This window comes from Streptomonospora wellingtoniae, from assembly GCF_031845375.1.
GTDB lineage: Bacteria > Actinomycetota > Actinomycetes > Streptosporangiales > Streptosporangiaceae > Streptomonospora > Streptomonospora wellingtoniae.
Map to the genome: position 1 here is coordinate 108546 of NZ_JAVREK010000003.1, position 20722 is coordinate 129267.

The following is a 20722-nucleotide window of genomic DNA, read 5'->3' on the forward strand; positions in this document are numbered from 1 at the left end:
AACGTACCCCCTCGACGTGAGCAACCACACAGCAGCGGGCCGCATTCCGGACCCGGATCGGGGGCGGACACAGGGGCGGGGCCGTCCCCGCACGCGCGCACCTCCGCGGACCGCCGCGGGCGGGCACGGGTGCGATCAGACGATCAGTCCTCGTCCTCCAGGTCGCCTTCAAGGGCGAGGTAGGTCTCGCGCAGCCGGTCGAGCGTCTCGGGGTCGGGCTCCTCCCACAGCTTGCGTTCGGCCGCCTCCAGCAGGCGCTCGGTCATGCCGCGCAGCGCCCAGGGGTTGGACCGCTCCAGGAACTCGCGGTTCTCGGGGTCGAACACGTAGGTCTCGGCGAGCTTGGCGTACATCCAGTCGTCGACCACGCCGGCGGTGGCGTCGTAACCGAACAGGTAGTCGACGGTGGCGGCGAGCTCGAACGCGCCCTTGTAGCCGTGTCGGCGCATGGCCGCCACCCACCGGGGGTTGACCACGCGGGCACGGAAGACCCGCCGGGTCTCCTCACCCAGCGTCCGGGTCTTGACCTGGTCGGGCACGGCCGAGTCGCCGACGTAGGCGGCAGGGTTGCCGCCGGTGAGCCGGCGCACCATGGCGACCATCCCGCCGTGGTACTGGAAGTAGTCGTCGGAGTCGACGATGTCGTGTTCGCGGGTGTCCTGGTTCTTCGCGGCCACGGAGATCCGGCGGAACGAGGCCTCCATGTCCGAGCGCGCCTCGCGGCCGTCGAGCCCGCGGCCGTAGGCATAGCCGCCCCAGACCGCGTAGACCTCCGCGAGGTCGGCGTCGTCGCGCCAGTTGCGCGCGTCGATCAGCGGCAGCAGGCCGGCGCCGTAGGCGCCCGGGCGGGAGCCGAAGATGCGGGTGGTGGCGCGCCGCCAGTCGCCGTGGTCGGCGTGGTCGGCCAGCGCGTGGGCGCGCGGAAAGTTCTGCTCGGCCGGTTCGTCGAGGTCGGCGACCACCTTGATCGCGTCGTCGACCATGCCGATGACGTGCGGGAACGCGTCGCGGAAGAACCCGGAGATGCGCAGCGTGACGTCGATGCGCGGCCGACCCAGCTCATCGAGGGGCACAACCTCGAACCCGGTGACGCGGCGCGAGGCGTCGTCCCAGGTGGGGCGCACGCCCAGGAGCGCCAGCACCTCGGCGATGTCGTCGCCCTGCGTGCGCATGGCGGCGGTGCCCCACACGGTCAGCCCCACCGACCGCGGGTACTCGCCGCTGTCGTCGAGATGGCGGCGCACCAGCGAGTCGGCGAGGGCCTGGCCCACGTCCCAGGAGTTGCGGGAGGGCACGGCCTTGGGGTCGACCGAGTAGAAGTTGCGGCCGGTGGGCAGCACGTTGACCAGGCCGCGGGTAGGCGAGCCGGAGGGGCCGGCGGGTACGTGCCCGCCGTCCAGCGCGTGCAGGACGGCGCCGATCTCGTCGCTGGTGGCGGCCAGTCGCGGCACGACCTCCTCGGCGGCGAAGCGCAGTACCCGCACCGCCCGGCGGGCGTGGTCGGCCTCGGCGGAGGAGGCTGCGAGCGCGCGGGACACCACCGGCTCGGCCTCATCGGCGGTCCAGCCGCTCTCCTCCATCGCCTCGACGAGGCGGCGGGCCAGCGCGTCGACCAGGTCGAGGGCGTCGGAGGCGGTGCGTGCGGGCCCGTCGGCCACGGCGGTCAGGCCCTCGGGCACCTCGACGCGCGCACCCGGCTCGGCGAGCAGCTGCTTCTCGTCCAGACCGAAGGCGCCGGCCAGCACCGCGCGCAGGCCCGGCAGCGCTCCGGCCTGGCCGGCCCAGACCTGCGAAGCGCGCAGCACGGCCATGACCAGGTTGACGCGGGCCTCGCCCTCGGGGGCGTCGCCCAGGATGTGCAGGCCGTCGCGGATCTGCACGTCCTTGATCTCGCACAGGTAGCCGTCGACGTGCATGACGAAGTCGTCGAACTCGTCCTCGCCGGGCATCTCGTCGCGGTGCAGGTCGTGGTGGAGCTCGGCGGCCTTGATCAGCGTCCAGATCTGGGCGCGCAGCGCGGGCGCCTTGTCCGGGTCGAGGTCGTTGACCATGGCGTACTCGTCGAGCAGCTGTTCCAGCTTGGCGATGTCGCCGTAGGTGTCGGCGCGCGCCATCGGCGGCACCAGGTGGTCGACGACGGTGGCGTGGGCGCGCCGCTTGGCCTGGGTGCCCTCGCCGGGGTCGTTGACGATGAACGGATAGATCAGCGGGAGGTCGCCCAGCACGGCGTCGGGCGCGTCCTCGGCGGCCAGGCCCAGACCCTTGCCCGGCAGCCATTCGAGGGTGCCGTGCTTGCCCAGGTGGATCACCGCGTCGGCGCCGAATCCTGCGGCGCGCCCTGCGCCCGCGGGCTCGGCGGGGGCCTCCAGCCACCGGTAGGCGGCCAGATAGTGGTGCGACGGCGGCAGGTCGGGGTCGTGGTAGATGGCGATGGGGTTCTCGCCGAATCCGCGCGGCGGCTGGATCATCAGCACCACGTTGCCGAACCGCAGCGAGGCCAGGACGATCTCGGGCGTGCCGCGGGACTCGTCGACGTAGAGGTCGCCGGGCGGCGGCCCCCAGTGCTCGGTGACGGCGTCGCGCAGCTGCCGCGGCTGCGCCTCGAACCACCGGCGGTAGTCCTCCAGCGGGACGCGGTTGGTCGCCGCGGCGAGCTGCTCCTCGCTGAGCCACTCGACATCGTGGCCGCCGGCGCGGATGAGGGTGTGGATGAGCGGGTCTCCGTCGTCCTCGCGCCGATCCTCATCGCGGCCGGGCACCCGCCACAGCGCGTCGTCGTCGCCCAGGTCGTATCCGCGCTCGGCGAGCAGGCGGAACAGGCGCACCGCCGAGGCGGGGGTGTCCAGGCCCACCGCGTTGCCCACACGGGAGTGCTTGGTCGGGTAGGAGGACAGCACCACGCCCAGGCGGCGCCGGGCCGGCGGCACCGCGTGCAGGCGGGCGTGGCGCACCGCGGTTCCGGCGATGCGGGCGGCGCGCTCGGGGTCGGCGGCGTAGACCGGGATGCCGCTGTCGTCGGCGATCTCTTTGAAGGAGAACGGCACGGTGATCAACCGGCCGTCGAACTCGGGGATGGCCACCTGCATTCCGGCGTCCATGGGCGTCAGCGCGGCGTCGGAGGCCTGCCAGCGCTCGCGCTCGGAGGTCAGCACGAGGCCCTGCAGGATGGGGACGTCCAGGGCGGCCAGCGCGCCGGCGTCCCAGGCGTCCTCGTCGCCGCCGCCGCTGGCGTCGGCGGCCACCGCGCCGCCCGCGGCGAGCACCGTGGTGATCACGGCGTCGGCGCGGTCGAGGATCTCGAACAGCCCGGGGTGGCTGTCGCGGGTCAGGCCGCGCAGGGAGCCGGAGAACACCGCCAGCGGGCTGCCGCCTGCGTCCTCGACGGCGTGGCAGAGGGTGTCGACGAAGGCCGTGTTGCCGGACAGCTCGTGGGCGCGGTAGAAGACCACGGCGACGGTGGGGCGGGGGTCGGCGGCCCCCTGCTCCGGCCGCCCGGTCGGGCGCGGGGCGACCTCGTGGACCCCGTACTCGGGCATGGCCAGCGGCGGCTCGAAGCCCTCGCCGGTCAGCAGCACGGTGTCGGACAGGAAGCGGGCCAGCTCGCGCATGTTGGCGATGCCGCCCTCGCGCAGGTACGCGTGGGCATCGGTGGCCACGCCGGAGGGCACCGTGGAGTGCGCGATCATCTCGGCGTCGGGCGCCGCCTCGCCGCCCAGGGCCACCAGGGGCACGCCGGCTGCGCGCAGCCGCTCCAGCCCGGCGGGCCAGGCCTCGCTGCCGCCGAGCAGGCGCACGACGACGACGTCGGCGCCGTCGAGCAGGCCGCCCACGTCCTCTGGACCGGTGCGGGCCGGGTTGGCGGTGCGGTAGCCGGCATCGGCGGCCCGGGCCGCCAGCAACTCGGTGTCGGCTGTGGACAGCAGCAGAATGGTAGCCACGCGTGGACGTCCTTCTAGGCAGTGCCGGGGTCCTCGCCCCGTGACCGGACATGGGCGCGACGGTCGAAGTTCCTGGCTCGGGCGGCGCCGGGCGGGGCGCAAGGAGCAGACCCTGACAGTTGCGGGACAGCCGCGGACTCGCACCGCGTTCCTTCGTGCCGTCGCCGCCCATCCTGGCAGACGGCCCGGGCGCCGCCCCGAGCGGTGGCGGCCCGGGGCGGCGATCGCGGCCGATGCCGGGGATTCGCCGCCGACGCGGTCCGCCGATACGGTTCCGGCGGTGCTCCGGTTTTGCAAGAATCGACGACTATGAGCTACCCCCAGCCCCCGCCGGATCCGGGCGACCCCTACAACCAGCGACCACAGGGCGACCCGTACAACCCGTACGCACAACCGGGGACGCCCTCGGGCGGCTATCCGGCCGCCGACCCCTCCGCCGGATCCCTGGTTCCCTACGGGCAGGGCCCGCAGACGGGAGGCTGGCAGGCTCCCTACGCACCGGTTCCGGAGAACGACACGGTCTTGACCACGATCGGCGACATCGCCATCACCCAGACCACGGTGATCACCCCCGCGGGCCGGATCCCGATCAAGGGCAGCACCTGGACCGTCACCGACCTCACCCACACCACGCAGGGCATCGCGACGACGGGCATCGTGCTCGCGGTGGTGTCCTTCCTCCTGTTCGCCTGGGCGTGCGGGCTCGGACTACTGGGCCTGCTCTTCCTGCTGATGAAGGAGGAGAAGATCACGGGCAATGTGCAGGTGACCGTCCAGGGCTCGAACGTCTACCACTCCACCATGATCCCGGCGAAGGGCATGGAGACGATCACGCAGGTGACGCAGTCGGTGAACTACGCCCGCTCCCTCGGCTCCGCCTGACGAGAGCGCAGACGGCGACGGCGCCCGGCCCGGCCCCGATGCGTGCGGTCGCACGCCGGTCCGGCAACCGCCCCGGGGGCCGCCCGGGGCGGTCCGCCGGCACCCGCGCCGGCGGACCGATACGCGGCCGCCGCTACCCCGGCTGCCCGCCCTCTCCCGTGCCCGGTCCCGCGGGAGCGGCGCCCTGAGCCGGGCACAGAAGCCCGGCCAGCAGCTCGCGTAGGTAGTCCGCCACCGGGCGGCCGTCGGCGGCGTCGCTGAGTGCGCCGAACTCGGCGTCGCTGAAGCCGACGGAGACCGAGCGGGCGGAGTCCTTGCGGCGTGGCAGGCCCAGCATCCGGCGGTGGACGCGCTCCAGCGCCTCGGGCGGCAGCGGCCCGTAGGCGGCCTCCAGCTGCGAGAGCCAGTCCCGCAGCTCGTTCCAGCGCGCGTAGCGCCCGGCGAGCACATAGAGGTAGGAGGCGACGTCCCGGTGGCCGGCGGCGCGCTGCAGCTCCTCGTGGGTGACGGGGTCGAGGGCGAGGGTCACCCGCCGCGCAAGGGGGCCCGCGGTGTCGTCGGTGGAGCAGGGGTCGCGGAGTGCGGGGCTTTCCGGGCTTTCGGGTGCGGTCGGGGACGCGGGCATCGTGGCGGTGTTCACCTGAACCTCCAGGTCGAGAGCGAAAGCGGACTCGGCCGCGCCCTGCGCGGCCCGCGGCCGCCTCCGCGACGGGACCCGCCGGATATCCGGCGCCCATGACCACCTGGCCGCTGCAACACACCCAAGGTAACGCGCCGCGCCCCGGCTCGGACGGTTGTCCACAGCCTTCTCCCCCGCCAGGCCGAGCAGAGTCGCAGCAGCCCCGGCCGGGCAGGACGCCGTCGAGCTGATCGGCCCCCGGACGGCGACCGGACGCCGCGGCCTCGGCGCGCACCCCTCCAGGAAGAAAGCCGCACCGAAGCGGTATTCGACGCCTTGGGAGCGGATTTCGGCCGATGCCGGCGGGGTCGCTCCGCTACCGCTCGCGCAGGGAAGCGGAACTCCGCCAAGTCTCCGAGGTCGGGCGATGCACCGACCCTTGTCGCTGATTGGTCGATCAGTTAGTATGCTGATCATGCGATCAGCATCGGAGAACAACCCGGACGACCTCACCGCGCGCGCACGGATCCGGGACGCCGCCGTCTCCCTCTTCGCCGAGCGCGGCATGCGGGGGACGAGCATGAAGCAGGTCGCCGCGGACGCGGGGGTCTCGCAGGCCCTCGTGTCCCACCACTTCGGCTCCAAGGAGGGGCTGCGCACCGCCTGCGACGAGTATGTGGCGGCGATCATCGAGGAAGGCAAGCGCGCCGCCTTCAGCAAGGGGCCGCGCATCAACGTGCTGGATGCGCTGCGCGAGCAGTCCGACTCCCGCCCGCTGATGCGCTACCTGGCCCGCATGCTCATCGAAGGCTCCGAGCACGCCGACGCCCTCGTGGACGGGATCGTGGCGGCCACCTCGGCGTCCATGGAGGAGGCCGAGCGCACCGGCATCTTCAAGCCCTCCGACCGCCCCCGGGACCTCACCACCGTGCTGGTGCTGTGGTCGCTGGGACTGCTGGTGCTGCACGACCAGGCCGAACGGCTCCTCGACATGTCCCTGGACGGTCCCGCTGAGCACCAGGTCCGCTACGTGCGGGCCGCCATGGAGGCCTTGAGCGGCCTGTTCACCGACGAGGCCCGCGAGCAGATGCTTGCCGCGTTCCCCGCGGACGGGGAAGAGGAAGAAGGCAGTGATGAGTGAACAGGCGCCCGTGATCGACATCCGAGGGCTGCACAAGTCTTTCGGGGCCGTCACCGCCCTGGACGGGCTGGACCTGGGCGTCGACGGGGGCGAGGTGCACGGCTTTCTCGGACCCAACGGGGCCGGCAAGACCACCACCCTGCGGGTACTGCTGGGACTGCTGCGCGCCGACTCCGGCCACGCAGCGATGCTGGGCGGCGACCCGTGGAAGGACGCGGTCGAACTGCACCGCAGACTTGCCTTCGTGCCCGGCGACGTGGAGCTGTGGCCCAACCTCACCGGCGGCGAGGCGATCGACCTGTTCGCCCGGCTGCGCGGGTCGTTCGACCGCAAGCGCCGCGACGAGCTGTGCCGGCGCTTCGACCTCGACCCCGCCAAGAAGGGCCGCACCTACTCCAAAGGCAACCGGCAGAAGGTCGCGCTGATCTCCGCCCTGGCCTCTGACGTCGAACTGCTGCTGCTCGACGAGCCGACGGCAGGGCTGGACCCGCTGATGGAGGCGGTTTTCCAGGAGTGCATCCGGGAGGCGAAGGCCGCCGGCCGCACGGTGCTGCTCTCCAGCCACATCCTCGGCCAGGTGGAGGCCCTCGCCGACCGGATCTCCATCATCCGGCAGGGCTCGATCGTGGAGACCGGGACCCTGGCCGAACTGCGCCACCTCACCCGGACCACCGTGGTCGCCGAGACGGCCCGGCCGTCCGACTCCCTGGCCGCCCTTCCGGGGGTGCACGGCCTGGAGCGCGCCGACGGGCAGGTCCGCTTCGAGGTCGACGGCGACCGCCTCGACGAGGTCGTCGCAGCACTGGGCCCCCTCGGCGTGCGCTCCCTGGTCGCCCACCCGCCCACGCTGGAGCAGCTGCTGCTGCGCCACTACGGCGGCGCGCCGGGCGAGGGCGCAGCGACCCCGGCGGGGGCGGCGACATGACCCCCGCAGCAGCGGCTCCCCCGAGGACGGTGCGCGCCGGCGGCGGCTTCACGGGCACCTGGCCGCTGACCCGCTTCCTGCTGCGCCGCGACCGGGTGCGGCTCCCCGCCTGGACCGCGGGCTTCGCCCTGTTCATGGGCTACCTCACCGCGGCGCTGCCCGCCGCCTACGGGGACCCGGGCCAGTTGCGGGCCATCGGGCAGATGTTCCGGGACCCCGTCGGCAGGCTCATGGTCGGCCCCGGGTACGGCTTCGAGGACCCGACCCTGGAGCGATTCGTCGCCAACGGGTACGGGCTGTACTTCCTGGTCCTCGCGGCGCTGATGAGCATATTGCTGGTCAGCCGGCACACCCGGGTGGAGGAGCAGAACGGCCGCGCCGAACTGGTGCGCGCCAACGTGGTCGGCCGCTATGCCGCCCTGACCGCGACGATGGTCGTCGCCGCGGCCACCAACGCGGCGGCGGCTGCGGCGGTCTTCGTGATGATGGCGGCCGTCGGCGGCTACGGCTCGTATGGCTCCCTTGTGTTCTCGGCCGGGATCGCCGCAACGGGTCTCGCATTCGCCGGGGTGGCCGCGGTCGCGGTCCAGGTGACCGAGTACTCCCGCGCCGCCTCCGGCATGGCCGGGGCGGTGCTCGGCGCTGCGTTCGTGGTCCGCTCCGGCGGGGACATGGCCGAGCAGGGCGGAGCGCCGCTCTCCTGGTTCTCTCCCCTGGCCTGGGGGCAGCAGACCGCGCCGTTCGTGCTCGACCGCTGGTGGCCGCTGCTTCTCCCCCTGGGGACGGCCGCAGCCGGCTTCGCGGTCGGCTACGCCCTGCTGAGCCGCCGCGACCTGGGCTCCGGCCTCCTCGCCGTGCGGGCGGGCCGTTCCCGGGCCCCGGCCTCGCTCGGTACCCCACTGGGGCTGGCCCTGCGTCTGGATCGGGCGGGCATCATCGGCTGGTCCGCCGCATTGGCGATCGGTTCGCTGGCTTTCGGTGCCTACGCCCAGACTCTGCTGGACGCCGCCGACGACATGCCGACCGCGTTCGTCGAGCTTTTCGGCGGCGCCGACCGGATGCTCGCCGGATACCTCGCCTACATGGCCGGGTTCATGTCCTACATCGTCGCCGCGTACGCCGTTCTGGCCGTGCAGGGCCTGCGCACCGAGGAGACCGGGGGCCGCGGCGAGCCGGTACTGGCCACCCCGGTCAGCCGCTGGGCCTGGCTCGGCAGCAACCTCGCGGTCATCGCGGCCGCGGTCGTGGTGCTGATGGCGGCGGCCGGTGCGGCCATCGGCGCGGGCGCAGCGTTGGTCACCGGAGACGCCGGGCACGTCGGCGACCTCACCCTGGCGCACCTGAACCACGTACCGGCGGTGCTGGTCGTGCTCGGGGCGGCCGTCCTGCTCTTCGGGGCGGCGCCGCGGACGATACCGGCGGTCTGGGCCGTCGTCGGCTACGGCGCGGTGATGGGCACCTTCGGCCCGCTGATGGACCTTCCTGACGCGGCCATGGACGCCTCCCCGTTCCACCACACCGCCCAGATGCCGGTGGAGTCCTTCGAGGCCGGCCCCTTCGCCGCCCTCGTCGTGCTCGCCGCCGCGCTCGCGGCGCTGGGGTTGGCTGCCTTCCGCAGGCGCGGCATCAACGTCTGACGAACCGGCCACGACCCCGGCCCCACCTCGCCCCGTGCCCCGACCAGGCGCGGCGGCGAGGCCGTCGATGTCCGCCCAGGGCCCGCGCTGACACGGCCGAGGAGCGGCGCATCGCCGACCGTATAATCTGGCCCGACCCCGCTGGTGCCAAGTCGAGGAGGGCGCTCGCCGTGCGACTCCTGCCTCGGGAAGGCGGCGGACGCAAGCGGGCGCGAAACACCGGCTCACGACCCGCGCGCGGCCCAGGCACCGACCCGGCCGAGCCCGGGATCGGCGCCATCGCCACCGACGCGGCGGTCGCCTGCGGCTATGCGATCGTCTTCGTCTCCCCCGGGCAGATCGGCGGCGACCAGCGGGGATGGCTGCTCGCGCTCGTCGTGTCGGCCGTGGCGCTGCCGCTGGCATTCCGGCGGCTCCGGCCGGTACCGGTCTTCCTCGTCGTGCTGGCGGCGAACGCCGCTGCGCTGGCCGCGGGGGCGGTACGCGATCCCATGCTCGCCGCCGCGTTCGCGCTGTACCCTGTGGCGCTCCAGGCCCCTCCCGCCCCCCGCGACCGAACCCGGTGGTCGGTGCTCGCCTGGGCGGCGCTGGTGCTCGCGGCCGTCGCCGCGGGCGGCGCCAATCTCTCGGCGCTGCCGACGGTCGCCGTCAGCGCCGTCGCGCTCGGCGGGTCCTGGGTCCTGGGGCGTGCCGTTGCCGAACGACGGGAGCAGGCGGCCCGAGCGGTGCGGGAAAGCGTGCTCCGGGCGGTGGCCGAGGAGCGCCTGCACCTCGCCCGGGAGCTGCACGATGTCGTTTCGGGCACGCTCAACGCCGTGCTGGTGCAGGCTTCTGTGGGAAATCACGTCGCCCGGCACCAGCCCGGTCGCGCCGAGCAGGCGCTGCAGTCGATCGAGTCGGCCAGCCGGGAGGGGGTCGGTGAGATGCGGCGCCTGCTGGACGCCCTCACCGGCGACGGCCGCGAACCGACCGGCGCGCAGGCGGCCCGGCCGCTCGCGGACCGGTTGGCGCGCGCCGCCGAGCGGGCTCGCGGGGCCGGCGTCGACGTGTCCTTCGCGCCGGAGCGGGTGCCGGACGGTCTCGGCGCCGAGACCGAACTGGTCGTGGAGCGCGTCGTGCAGGAGGCGCTGACCAACGTCGTACGCCACGCCGCTCCCACCGCCTGCCACGTATGCGTCGAACAACGGGGCGAGGCGGGAGTGCGTATGGAGATCGCCGACACCGGACCGGCAATGCCCGGCCCGCCCGGCGGCTCCGGCGCGCCGCGCTCGGCCGGGCTCGGACTGCGCGGGATGCGCGCACGTGTCGCGGCCGCAGGCGGTGCGCTGAGCGCCGGCCCCGAACCCGGGGGCGGGTTCCGGGTGGAGGCGTCCCTGCCGATCTGCCCGCAGAACCGGAACGTGTCCCCCGACGCGCCCCCCGATCGCCCGGAGCCTTCCACGTGACAGACGCGCCTTCCCCCGCCCGCGGCGACCGCACCGGCCGGGGCCCGTACCGCGTGGTCGTCGCCGATGACCACGACCTCATCCGGTCCGGGTTCGCCATGCTGATCGACTCCGCCGAGGATCTGGCGGCCGTCGGCGAGGCCGGAACCGGGCGAGACGCGGTCGCCGCGGTCGAAGGCGAGCACCCCGATGTGGTGCTGATGGACGTCCGGATGCCGGACGTGGACGGCATCGAGGCGACCCGGCGCATCTGCGGCGACCCGCGGACTTCGGGCACGCGCGTACTGATCCTGACGACCTACGACAGTGACGAGCACGTCTTCGGCGCGCTGCGGGCCGGCGCCAGCGGGTTCCTCCTGAAGACGGCAAGGCCGCCGGAGCTGCTGGCCGCCATCCGGGTCGTCGCCCGCGGCGAGGCCCTGCTCGCCCCCAGCGTGACCCGCCGGCTCGTCGCGACGTTCGCCGCTCTGCCCGGGACGGCCGCCGCCGCCCTTGCCGGCGAGTGCCCGGCCGGGTTGACCGAACGCGAGCGCGAGGTGCTGGTCCTCGTCGCCCGAGGGCTGTCCAACGACGAGATCGCCGCACACCTGCGCGTCGGCGCGGCGACGGTGAAGACCCACATCAGCCGCCTCCTGGCGAAGACCGGGTCGCGCGACCGCGCCCAGCTCGTCATCGCGGCGTACGAGGCGGGGCTGGTCACGCCGCGCCTCGGAGCCGGCGGCGACGCGCGGGGCATCCGCCCGCAGGGGGAGCGCAGGCCTCCGCCCACGGGCTGACGACATCTCCGGGCCCTGTTGGCAGCCTGTCGGCATGATCGAAGTGGAAGACCTCGTCAAGCGCTACGGGACGGCGACCGCGGTCGACGGCGTCGGGTTCTCGGCGCCCGCGGGCACGGTGACCGGCCTGCTCGGCCCCAACGGCGCCGGTAAGACGACAACCGTCAAGATCCTGCTCGGGCTCGTCCGCCCCGACCGGGGCCGGGCCCTGGTCGACGGCCGCCCCTACACGTCACTGGCCCGTCCCTTGCGCATCGTCGGCACACTGCTGGAGGCCGACTCGCTCCACCGCGGCCGCACCGCCCGCCAGCACCTGCTCTGGCTGGCCCGCAGCAACCGGATACCGCCCGAGCGGATCGACCGGCGGCTGGAACAGGTGGGGCTGGCCGACCAGGCGCGCACCAGGATCTCCGCGTTCTCGCTGGGGATGCGCCAGCGCCTGGGACTGGCGGGCGCCCTGCTGGGCGATCCGAAGATCCTGCTGCTCGACGAGCCCGTCAACGGCCTGGACGCCGAAGGCATCGTGTGGATGCGCTCCTTCCTGCGCGACCTGGCGGCCCGGGGCACGGCCGTGCTCGTCTCCAGCCACCACATGACGGAAGTCGCACGCACCGCCGACCACGTCGTCGTCATCGGCTCCGGACGGGTCCTGGCCGACCTGCCCACAGGCGAGCTGATCAGCCGCTACACGCAGCCGAAGGTGCGCGTGACCAGCGCGGAGCGGGAGCGGTTGAGCGCAGTCCTCGAGGACGCCGGGTACGCGGTGCGCACGTCGCCCGGCGGCGGGCTCGACGTCGCTGGGGCCGGCACCGCCGAGATCGGGGCGCTGGCGGGCGAACACCGCATCGTTCTGGAGGGCCTCACGCAGGAGTCGGGGTCGCTGGAGGAGGCCTACCTCGACCTCATCGGCGCGCCCGGCGGGGGGCGCGCGCACGGCACCGAGCCGTTGGCGGCGGACGGACGGAGGAACCGGCGATGAACCTCGCGGCGATCGCGTCGGAAGCGAGCAAGATCCGCACTCTGCGCTCGGCCGCGGCCGCCCTCGCCACACTGTTCGCGCTGAGCGCGGGCCTCGGCGCGGTGAGCGGATGGTCGGTCCGGCGCGCCCTCGACGAAGGCACGGGCGTCGTGCGGGACGGGTTCGACCCGGTCTCCACGGGCGTCGCGATCACCGGATACGGACAGTTCGCCCTCATCGTGTTCGGGGTCGTGATCGTGGGCCACGAGTACACCTCCGGGATGATCCGCCAAGCGCTGACGGCGGTGCCGCGCCGGGGCGCCTTCTACTCCGCGAAACTGGTGGCGGGCGGCGCGGCCGCGCTGGCGGTCGCGGTCCCGTCGGTGCTGGCGGGCTACCTGGCGACCCAATGGGGCCTGGGGGCCCACGGGACCGGGTTCGACGAGCCCGAGGCGGCCCGGGCGCTTGCAGGCGCGGTCGCCTACCTGGTTCTGACGACGGTGTTCTGCATCGGGGTGGGGACGGCTCTGCGCAGCCCGGTGGCGGCGCTCGCGGTGCTGGCGCCCCTCTACTTCTTCGTGTCCCAACTCCTCACCACGCTCGAGGGCACGGCGTGGTTCGCCAAGTACCTGCCGGACCAGGCGGGAATCCGGATGTTCGCCGTCGGCTCCGGAGAGGCGGCGTTCGTCCAGGCACAGGACCCGCTCAGCCCGGCCGAGGGCGGGACGGTCCTGGCGGCCTGGGCATGCGGGGCGGCGCTCCTGGGGTATCTGCGGCTGCGGCGCTTGCAGCTGTGAGAGCGGCGTCCGGGCCGCCGGGGCGGCCCGGACGCCGCGTGGCGACCTCAGGCGTCCGGCACCCCGGCGGGCGGAACGGCCGGAAGCCCCTCGGGGGCGCCGTCCTCCAGCAGCCGCAGCAGTGCGCCCGTGTCCATGTGCTGCTCCACCAGGTCGCCCAGCGCGTCCAGGCGGGCGGACCGTTCCGCGGCGAAGTCGGTGTCGGGGGCGGGCACGAAGTCGCGGCCGGCGCGGCGGGCCACATCGGCGAGGAACGCTCGGCGGAACCCGTCGTTCTCCAGAGCGCCGTGCCAGGTCGTGCCCCACACTGCGCCCCGGCGCCAGCCGTCCAGGAACGGTTCGGCGTCGCCGTCGGCGCCCGCGTCGAGCACGCTGTGGCCGTGGTGGATCTCGTAGCCCTCGACCGGGTGCCCGTAGGCCTCACCCACCGGGCGGCCCAGGGTCTTGTCGGCGGCGAAGGTGACCGCGGTGGGCAGCAGGCCCAGCCCGGGCACCGCGCCCGCCCCGGACTCCACGTCGTCGTGGATGCGCCGTGCCAGCATCTGGTAGCCCCCGCAGATGCCCAGCAGCGGGCGGCCCTCGCGGGCGCGCGCGAGCACGGCGTCGTCGAGGCCTCGCTCGCGCAGCCAAGCCAGGTCGGCGACCGTGGCGCGGGTGCCGGGCAGCACCACGAGGTCGGCGTCATCCGCCTCCTGCGGCGAGGTGACGAAGCGCAGATCGACCCCCGGTTCCACGGACAGGGCGTCGATGTCGGTGAAGTTGCTGATGCGCGGTGTCCGCACCACGGCCACGCGCAGAGTGCGGCCCTGAACCGGCGCCCGCGCCGGAGCGCGCTCGGCGCTCAGCGCCAGCGAGTCCTCCACGTCGATCCACTGGCCGTCGAGCCAGGGCAGGACGCCGTGCACCGGGCGTCCGGTGAGGCGGCGCAGCATGTCCAGACCCGGCTCCAGCAGTTCTGGGGCGCCGCGGAACTTGTTGACGACGAAGCCCGCGACCAGCGCCTGGTCGGCGGGCTCCAGCAGGGCGAGGGTGCCGTGCATGGCGGCGAAGACGCCGCCGCGGTCGATGTCGCCGACGACGAGCACGGGCAGCCCGGCCGCACGCGCCAGGCCCATGTTGGCGATGTCGCCGGCGCGCAGGTTGATCTCGGCGGGGCTGCCCGCGCCCTCGCAGATGACCGCGTCGTACTCGGCGCGCAGTTCGGCGAGGCTTTCGGCCGCGACCGTGCGCAGCCTGTCCTTGAACCCGCGGTAGCCCAGGGCATCGGTCTCTCCGACCGGGCGGCCGCGGACGACGACCTGGCTGCTGCGGTCGCTGCCCGGTTTGAGCAGCACCGGGTTCATCGCGGCGGTCGGCTCGACCCCGGCGGCCGCGGCCTGGGCAGCCTGCGCCCGCCCGATCTCGGCGCCGTCGGCGGTGACGACCGAGTTGAGCGACATGTTCTGCGCCTTGAACGGCGCGACCTTGACGCCTTGGCGGGCCAGCCAGCGGCAGATTCCGGTCACCAGGACGCTCTTGCCCGCGTCCGAGGTGGTCCCGGCCACCAGCAGCGCCGGGGCGCCCGCGGGTCCGCGGCGCATCACGACCGCCTGCCCGTTGCGGTGCACGCGAGCGACCGGGCGCCGGTGCGGCGCGAGCTGCGGGCGAGGGCGCGCACGTCTGCGCTCCGCACCCCCGGAGCCGGGCGCGGACGCCGACGCGATGCGCCGTCGCCCCGGCCCGCGGTGCCCCGCCCGGCGAGGGCGACGGCCGAAACGGCCGCGACGACTGCGGCGGCTCCGTTGACCGCGCGCGCCAAGCACACCGCGCGGCGGACGTCGGCGACCTCGGGGCGGCGCCCTTCTCCCAGTTCCGGACGGTCCTCGACCCGGGATCCGTACACGTTCCTCCCTCCCAGGCGCACGTCCAGCGCGCCTGCGAACGCCGCCTCGCAATGCCCGGCGTTGGGGCTCGGATGGCGGCGGCCGTAGCGCGCCCCCACGCGCAGCGCGCGAGCGGGCGATCCGCCCACCACCGGCGCTGCCGCGGCGGCCAGCACCGCGGTCAGCCGCGCCGGCGCCCAGTTGGCCACGTCGTCGAGCCGCGCGGCGGCCCACCCGAAGCGCTCGTAGCGGGCGGAGCGGTGGCCCACCATCGCGTCGAGGGTGTTGACGGCGCGGTAGCCGAACAGGCCGGGCACTCCCGTGAGGCCTCCCCACAGCAGCGGGGCCACCACGGCGTCAGAGGTGTTCTCGGCCACAGACTCCACCGCGGCGCGTGCGATCCCCTTCTCGTCCATGGACTCCGGGTCCCGCCCGCACAGCCCCGGTAGACGGCGCCGGGCCTCCGCGAGGTCGCCGGCCTCCAGGGCGTCGGCGACGGCCTCGGCTTCGCGGCCCAGCATCGCTCCGCCCACGACGGCCCACGTCGCCGCGCAGACCGCCAGCGCACGGCCGGCGCCGGTCGTCCGCGCCTGCACCAAACCGCCGGCGGCGGCCGCCGGAGCCGCGGCGAGCACCGCGAACGCGGCGCCCCGCGCGCGGGAGGACCGGTAGAGCGCCCGCTCCAGCAATGCGGCCGCCTCGCCGTAGGCGGCCACGGGGTGCCCGCGCCGGGGATCGGGCAGCACACGGTCCAGGCCGGCGCCGCACAGCATCCCAACACCGACCGGCCAGGCCGAGCGTCGATCGAGCTTCTTCATCCGCTCAACGGTAGTGCGCGGGCCGCACGCGCTCTCACCGTCCCCCGCGACACACGACGAATGATCACTATCCGTGCATGACAACTACTTAAAGTGATAATCATGCAGCCCTGAGAGCCCTTGAGGACTCGGGGAGAGCGGTCCGCCGACCCGTGAGGAGCCCACCCGATGACGACCCTCGCGATTTCGGCACTCCTGCTGGCCCACGGCGGCTGGTGAGCGTTCTAGCCGTCTGGCCTGCCGACTCGCCGCGCCCTCGCTCCCCCCGGTTGGCGAAACACCGGTAACAGGCACCCCACCTGCGGTTAATCGCGGGTAACGTGTTCCAAGAGGCCGGTAGGGACCGATTTGGTGGAGCGCGTGTGCTAACGAGACGCAACTACGAATGTCCGTAGTTGTTATTGTTTTGCCCGACGATGGGTGACATCTTCCGAATACCCTAGAATGTCACCGCAGCCAGCACCGCCCCGGCCACCACCCCGCCGCTCGAGACTCCCGGCCGCTCGGGCAGGCCGTAACTACGCCAGCGCGACGCGCTCCGCCAACACGCAGGTCACGATGTCGTTACAGCCAGGGCATACAAGCCACAATTGAACCCAAGCACCTGTAGCTCAGTGGAGAGAGCACCGGACTTCTAATCCGTAGGTCGCAGGTTCGAATCCTGCCAGGTGCGCCCATCATCGCAGGTGAGCGGCTTGAACGCAGCCACTCACCTCCGAGATTCGGGCCGCGTGTGCTCCACGTGTGCTCTTATTGCGGCACCGTGTCGAAGCCGCAGGTCAGCGAGACAACGGCCCCCGGACTCTTGCGCGGGGGTTCACCGCACGATCCCGACCGACCGGGCGCTGGCCGATCCGGCACGCCGGATTCGGCCGCCGCAGCGGCACGTAGCGCCGCACACGCGCGCTCAGGCGACCAGGCGCCCAGCCCGTCACCGACCCGCCCGGCCGCTCACGCCCCACAGGAGCGCTTGCCGGTGGCCCCGGATCGCAGCTTCTGCGATCGGCCGGACCCCTGCACCTGAGCGGCGAGCTCATCGGGGTGGGAGGTGACCTGTCCCACCTATCACACAGGACCGACACGTACGCCTCCGCAAAGACCGGCCGTGACCGCATCGGCCGCCCTTCTCTTAGAGGGTGTTTTGTGGGTTGACGCCCGAGGTGTCCTGCTGCGGTGAGAGGGATTTGTAGCGATACCCCTGCCCGGCGGGCTTGGACGTGCTGGGATAGCCGGGTGACCCAGCGCAAGCCCTACCCCAGCGACCTATCCGACGAGCGATGGGCCCTGATCAAACCGGTCATCGCGGCCTGGAAGGCCGCCCACCCCTCGGTCAGCGGCCACCAGGGCGCCTACGACATGCGCGAGATCGTCAACGCGATCCTCTACCAGGGCCGAACCGGCTGCCAGTGGGCCTTCCTGCCTCACGACCTGCCGCCCTCCAGCGCGGTTTACTACTACTTCGCCGCCTGGCGCGACGAGGGCACCGACCAGACCATCCACGACCTGCTGCGCTGGCACACGCGCGAGAAGCGGGGACATTATCCGACCCGAGCCTGCTCGTGCTGGACACCCAGAGCATCCGCGCGGCGGCCGGCGTCCCCGCGGCCACGACCGGCAACGACGCGGGCAAGCGTGTGCGCGGGCGTAAGCGGGGCTTGGCCGTGGACGTGCTTGGCCTGGTCGTGGCGGTAGTGGTGCTGGCCGCCTCCGCCCACGACAACACCGCCGGCACCGCGCTACTGGACCGGGCGGCCGCCCAGACCGGCACCGTCACCACGGCGCTGGTCGACCAGGGCTTCAAGAACGCCGTCGTGGACCACGGCGCCGCGCTGGGCATCGGTGTGGACATCGTTCAACGCAACCCGGCCGATCGGGGGTTCGTCCCCCAGCCCAAGCGGTGGGTGGTCGAGCAGACGTACGGCACTCTGGCCCTGCACCGGCGGCTGGTCCGCGACTACGAGCACCGCCCGACCAGTTCCGAGTCGCGGGTGTACTGGGCGATGAGCGATGTGATGGCCCGGCGGCTGACCGGCACCTCCGCTCCCACGTGGCGCGGAGCATGACCGGCGGCCAGGCGCAACCGCTGCTGGAGGCCATCGATGCGCGCGAGCGGGCGCTGTGCCGCGAGGCCGAGCAGGCCCGGGCGCGCATCGGCGAGCTCACCGCGGCGCTGGCAGAACTCGACGAGGCGATCGCGCATCTGCAGATCACCCGCACGACCCTGCTCTCCCTGGCCGAGGATGACGGCGCCGATCCGGTAGCACCGCCTGCCGTGCTGCCCGACCATCCCGCCTACCAACAGATCATGGACGCCTTCGCCGACCTCGCCCGGCCGCTGCGCGCGCGGGACCTGTGCCAGAGCCTGGACCTGCCCATCGTTTCCAAGAACGTCGAGAACACGCGCTCCAAGCTCAAACGCCTGGTCAGCCGCGGCCTCCTCGTGGAGACCGAGCCGGGCTTGTTCACCCAGCCGCGCCCATAACCCCCCAGCGGCCCCTGACCAGCGCGCCTCATCCAGCCCCTGCGAGGAAGGGGACATCAACCCACGAAACGCCCTCTGAGCGCGTTGATCCGGTGGGTCTGGTTCGGACCGTCCGGCGTGAGGCCGAGTATGTCGACCAGTCGTTTGGTCAATACCTCCGCGAACAGGCGGGCCTTGTACATGGCGACGTTGGGATCGGAGTGGACATAGGACTCCGCCTGCGCGCCGAGCAGGACAAGCTCGGGCTCGTGCTCCAGCAGGTGCCCGAAGTTCTTGGACTTCCGGGCGATCTCGGTGATCCGGGGGTCATTGGGGGGTTCGGCCATCGCGGGGGGGACTCCTTCTCGCGCCGCCCGTACGGACAAAAGCCTTTCAGGGTAACGCGAATCAAGAGCGGTGTCACCCGGATCCACCATGAGACCTACGATTATGACCACACCACCGGCGGTTACGCGAAAAGAGGGCATGGCTCCAGAAATTACCGCGGTGTCGACTCATCCACGCGGGAGAACTCGGCTCTGGGGGCGGACACCACCGCCTGCAGCGCAAGTGCAGTTGACCACCCGGCTGCAGCCGGTCTGATCATCGGGCCTGGAGGACGCGCTGCGCCCAATCCGACGGGCACCGGCGTGGGCACGTGTTTTTCGACCTTACGCTCATCGCCTGCGACCGCGTGGCCGCCGATCAGCACGTCTACTCCCGAAGCACCGCCACCATGGCGTGGACACGCAGGTCGTCGCCGATCCCAAGGGCGACCGGTGTGGGTCTCCGCCGTCCTCCCGGGAGCAGTGCACGGCACTTGCGCCGCGCGTGTGGCGCGTGGCGAAGCGCATCGTAGCCGCCGGCCTACTCGGACTGAGCGAAAAGGGATACGCCGGGTACTCGCCGACGGTGCTCACCCCGTCCAAGGTGGGAGGGGCAAGCCAGGGTGGAAGAAGGAGGCCAACCGCACCCACGCCCGCCTGCGCGGTCCGGGCGAGCAGGCGATGGCCCAGCTCAAAGAGCTGGCGCCACCTGCGGTGCTGCCCGCACCGGGCCACCGACATCTCCCGTGCGGCGCTGGCAATTCAGCTCCGCGAAGCACGATGAAAAAGGTCTCCATCCATCAAAACAGTACTGCCTTGCTACTAGTATGCGATGCCGTGACGGCACATGAGGGGTCGGAAGACGCGCAGGCCACAGAGCCCACACCTCCATCATTGCGACCGCTGAGTCCTCAGTTCAACGAGGCTCACCACGGCCCGCATGCCACTCTTCTGGTACAAGCGCTGCTCAAGCCACCTGACCAGGGGCCACGGAACATCGCCGTCACCGGACACTACGGGAGCGGGAAAAGCAGTGTCCTCGGGGAGGTGGAACGGCGCTTCAAACTGAGCGAATACTCTCCAGGTAAACGGAAGTTTTGGACCAAGTCGCGCCTTTGGCAGAAGTGGCGACTCTGGAGGAAGCGCCACCGAGTCGTCAACGTGTCCGTGCCAAGTCTTGGGCTAGGCTGCCAGGGATCACAGAGCGGAGACCGGGATGCGACGACGAACACGATCCAGAAGGAGATCGTAAAGCAGCTCCTGTACCGCAAGGCACCGTCGTCCATGCCGGCGTCGCGCTATCGCCGCCTAACCTCCGTGCGCTGGCGCACAGTCGTGAGCGAAGGTGCAGGCGTCGCGCTCCTCGCAGGGGTAATTGGCTTCCTCGCCGATGTCCCTTCCAGGATCGGCTCGTTGCTGCCTGCCGCACTCGGGCAAGACTTGGCCTGGCCCAGGTGGAGTGGACTCGCGATTCTGGCACTGATGGCCGGTGCGATCTGGATGATCGGCCGATGGCGCATTCGCCATTCGCGAGTCTCGGAGGTAGTGGCTGGACCGACCAAGGTCACATTGGAGAACCAGAACAATTCCTACTTCGATGAATACCTTGATGAAATCGTCGAGTTCGATGGCGGCCCGGTCGGGGATGAAGCAGCCGGGGGCGCCGCCTCCGGCGCCCGGCGCGCAGATGACGAGCAGTCACGCCCGATGGCGAGGTCGCCTGTCCGGCCTTCCCGGACGGTATTCCACCGGAGATCCTCCGCAACCGCCACGACCACCGCGAGCCCTAACCGGGCGATAGCGGGTATCGGTGGGAATCGCGTCGCGCGCTGATCGCCGACACAGACTCAAACGCACTCGCGAGACAAACTCCGGACTCCGGGACGCATTCATCCACCCGGGACCGGTTCCATAGAGGGGCGACCGCGAGAGATGGGTCCGGCCCAGATCTCGCCCTCTGCACCCGAGATGTGCGGGGAGAATCTCCGCCTTTATCTTGGACGCTAATTAACAGACCAGCAGAGGGAGGAAGGAGCCGCCGAAAGTGCACCGACGAGGCGGCGCCGGTTCATTTCACCCGAAAAGAAAGGCGCATATAGTCTCGAAGAATAGAAATACTGAGCATAACGGGACTAAA

17 protein-coding genes, 1 tRNA gene and 1 riboswitch are annotated in these 20722 nt (G+C 72.4%); of the genes, 13 read left to right on the forward strand and 5 right to left on the reverse strand.

All coding sequences use genetic code 11. The annotated features are described in order from the left end of the window. Positions 1–143: 143 nt before the first annotated feature. On the reverse strand, positions 144–3938 hold the full coding sequence (gene cobN, locus RM446_RS04025) for a cobaltochelatase subunit CobN (protein ID WP_311543716.1): 3795 nt from the start codon (positions 3936–3938) through the stop codon (positions 144–146). 66 nt (positions 3939–4004) lie between these two features. Continuing rightward, positions 4005–4092, reverse strand: a riboswitch (cobalamin riboswitch). A 155-nt stretch (positions 4093–4247) separates the two neighbouring features. Between cobN and RM446_RS04030 the strand changes: the two genes are divergently transcribed. Beyond that, positions 4248–4820: a hypothetical protein gene (locus RM446_RS04030; protein ID WP_311543717.1), complete on the forward strand. Its 573-nt coding sequence runs from the start codon at positions 4248–4250 to the stop codon at positions 4818–4820. A gap of 133 nt (positions 4821–4953) precedes the next feature. Here the strand turns inward: RM446_RS04030 and RM446_RS04035 are convergent, their stop codons facing one another. Next, complete coding sequence (locus tag RM446_RS04035) at positions 4954–5460, reverse strand: hypothetical protein (protein ID WP_311543718.1); 507 nt, start codon at positions 5458–5460, stop codon at positions 4954–4956. Between the two features lie 454 nt (positions 5461–5914). Between RM446_RS04035 and RM446_RS04040 the strand changes: the two genes are divergently transcribed. The 7 genes from RM446_RS04040 to RM446_RS04070 all read left to right on the forward strand — a co-directional run bounded on the left by RM446_RS04040 (position 5915) and on the right by RM446_RS04070 (position 13118). After that, on the forward strand, positions 5915–6580 hold the full coding sequence (locus RM446_RS04040) for a TetR/AcrR family transcriptional regulator (RefSeq protein ID WP_311543719.1): 666 nt from the start codon (positions 5915–5917) through the stop codon (positions 6578–6580). Further along, entirely contained in the window at positions 6573–7505 is a 933-nt protein-coding gene (locus RM446_RS04045; RefSeq protein ID WP_311543720.1) for an ABC transporter ATP-binding protein, read from the forward strand. The genes RM446_RS04040 and RM446_RS04045 overlap by 8 nt, the downstream gene beginning before the upstream one ends. Continuing rightward, positions 7502–9142 carry an ABC transporter permease gene (locus RM446_RS04050; RefSeq protein WP_311543721.1) on the forward strand — a complete coding sequence of 547 codons (1641 nt, stop codon included), beginning with the start codon at positions 7502–7504 and terminating at the stop codon, positions 9140–9142. Before RM446_RS04045 ends, RM446_RS04050 begins: the two co-directional genes overlap by 4 nt. Positions 9143–9312: 170 nt before the next feature. Beyond that, positions 9313–10587 (forward strand): sensor histidine kinase, encoded by a 1275-nt coding sequence (locus tag RM446_RS04055; protein ID WP_311543722.1) that lies wholly within the window; start codon positions 9313–9315, stop codon positions 10585–10587. Next, the gene (locus tag RM446_RS04060) at positions 10584–11363 is read left to right on the forward strand and encodes a response regulator transcription factor (protein WP_311543723.1); all 780 of its coding nucleotides are present in this window, start codon (positions 10584–10586) and stop codon (positions 11361–11363) included. The genes RM446_RS04055 and RM446_RS04060 overlap by 4 nt, the downstream gene beginning before the upstream one ends. A 34-nt stretch (positions 11364–11397) precedes the next feature. Next, positions 11398–12342, forward strand: coding sequence for an ABC transporter ATP-binding protein (locus RM446_RS04065; protein WP_311543724.1), 945 nt, complete (start codon positions 11398–11400; stop codon positions 12340–12342). Further along, positions 12339–13118 (forward strand): ABC transporter permease subunit, encoded by a 780-nt coding sequence (locus RM446_RS04070; RefSeq protein WP_311543725.1) that lies wholly within the window; start codon positions 12339–12341, stop codon positions 13116–13118. Before RM446_RS04065 ends, RM446_RS04070 begins: the two co-directional genes overlap by 4 nt. Before the next feature lie 47 nt (positions 13119–13165). Here the strand turns inward: RM446_RS04070 and RM446_RS04075 are convergent, their stop codons facing one another. Further along, complete coding sequence (locus tag RM446_RS04075; protein WP_311543726.1) at positions 13166–14698, reverse strand: cobyric acid synthase; 1533 nt, start codon at positions 14696–14698, stop codon at positions 13166–13168. Further along, positions 14698–15753 carry a cobalamin biosynthesis protein gene (locus RM446_RS04080; RefSeq protein WP_311543941.1) on the reverse strand — a complete coding sequence of 352 codons (1056 nt, stop codon included), beginning with the start codon at positions 15751–15753 and terminating at the stop codon, positions 14698–14700. Before RM446_RS04080 ends, RM446_RS04075 begins: the two co-directional genes overlap by 1 nt. A 645-nt stretch (positions 15754–16398) precedes the next feature. On the opposite strand from RM446_RS04080, the gene RM446_RS04085 reads away from it, so the two are divergent. From RM446_RS04085 to RM446_RS04100, 4 genes are all read left to right on the forward strand, one after another. Further along, positions 16399–16471 (forward strand) — tRNA-Arg (locus RM446_RS04085). A gap of 560 nt (positions 16472–17031) precedes the next feature. Then, the gene (locus tag RM446_RS04090; RefSeq protein WP_311543727.1) at positions 17032–17490 is read left to right on the forward strand and encodes a transposase; all 459 of its coding nucleotides are present in this window, start codon (positions 17032–17034) and stop codon (positions 17488–17490) included. Next, positions 17376–17861 carry a transposase gene (locus RM446_RS04095; RefSeq protein ID WP_311543942.1) on the forward strand — a complete coding sequence of 162 codons (486 nt, stop codon included), beginning with the start codon at positions 17376–17378 and terminating at the stop codon, positions 17859–17861. The genes RM446_RS04090 and RM446_RS04095 overlap by 115 nt, the downstream gene beginning before the upstream one ends. Then, positions 17846–18280, forward strand: coding sequence for a hypothetical protein (locus RM446_RS04100; RefSeq protein WP_311543728.1), 435 nt, complete (start codon positions 17846–17848; stop codon positions 18278–18280). Before RM446_RS04095 ends, RM446_RS04100 begins: the two co-directional genes overlap by 16 nt. 56 nt (positions 18281–18336) lie before the next feature. Here the strand turns inward: RM446_RS04100 and RM446_RS04105 are convergent, their stop codons facing one another. Continuing rightward, positions 18337–18606: a hypothetical protein gene (locus RM446_RS04105; RefSeq protein ID WP_311543729.1), complete on the reverse strand. Its 270-nt coding sequence runs from the start codon at positions 18604–18606 to the stop codon at positions 18337–18339. Positions 18607–19422: 816 nt separating this feature from the next. On the opposite strand from RM446_RS04105, the gene RM446_RS04110 reads away from it, so the two are divergent. Beyond that, positions 19423–20418, forward strand: a complete 996-nt coding sequence (locus RM446_RS04110; protein ID WP_311543730.1) for a YobI family P-loop NTPase — start codon at positions 19423–19425, stop codon at positions 20416–20418. Positions 20419–20722: the final 304 nt, after the last annotated feature.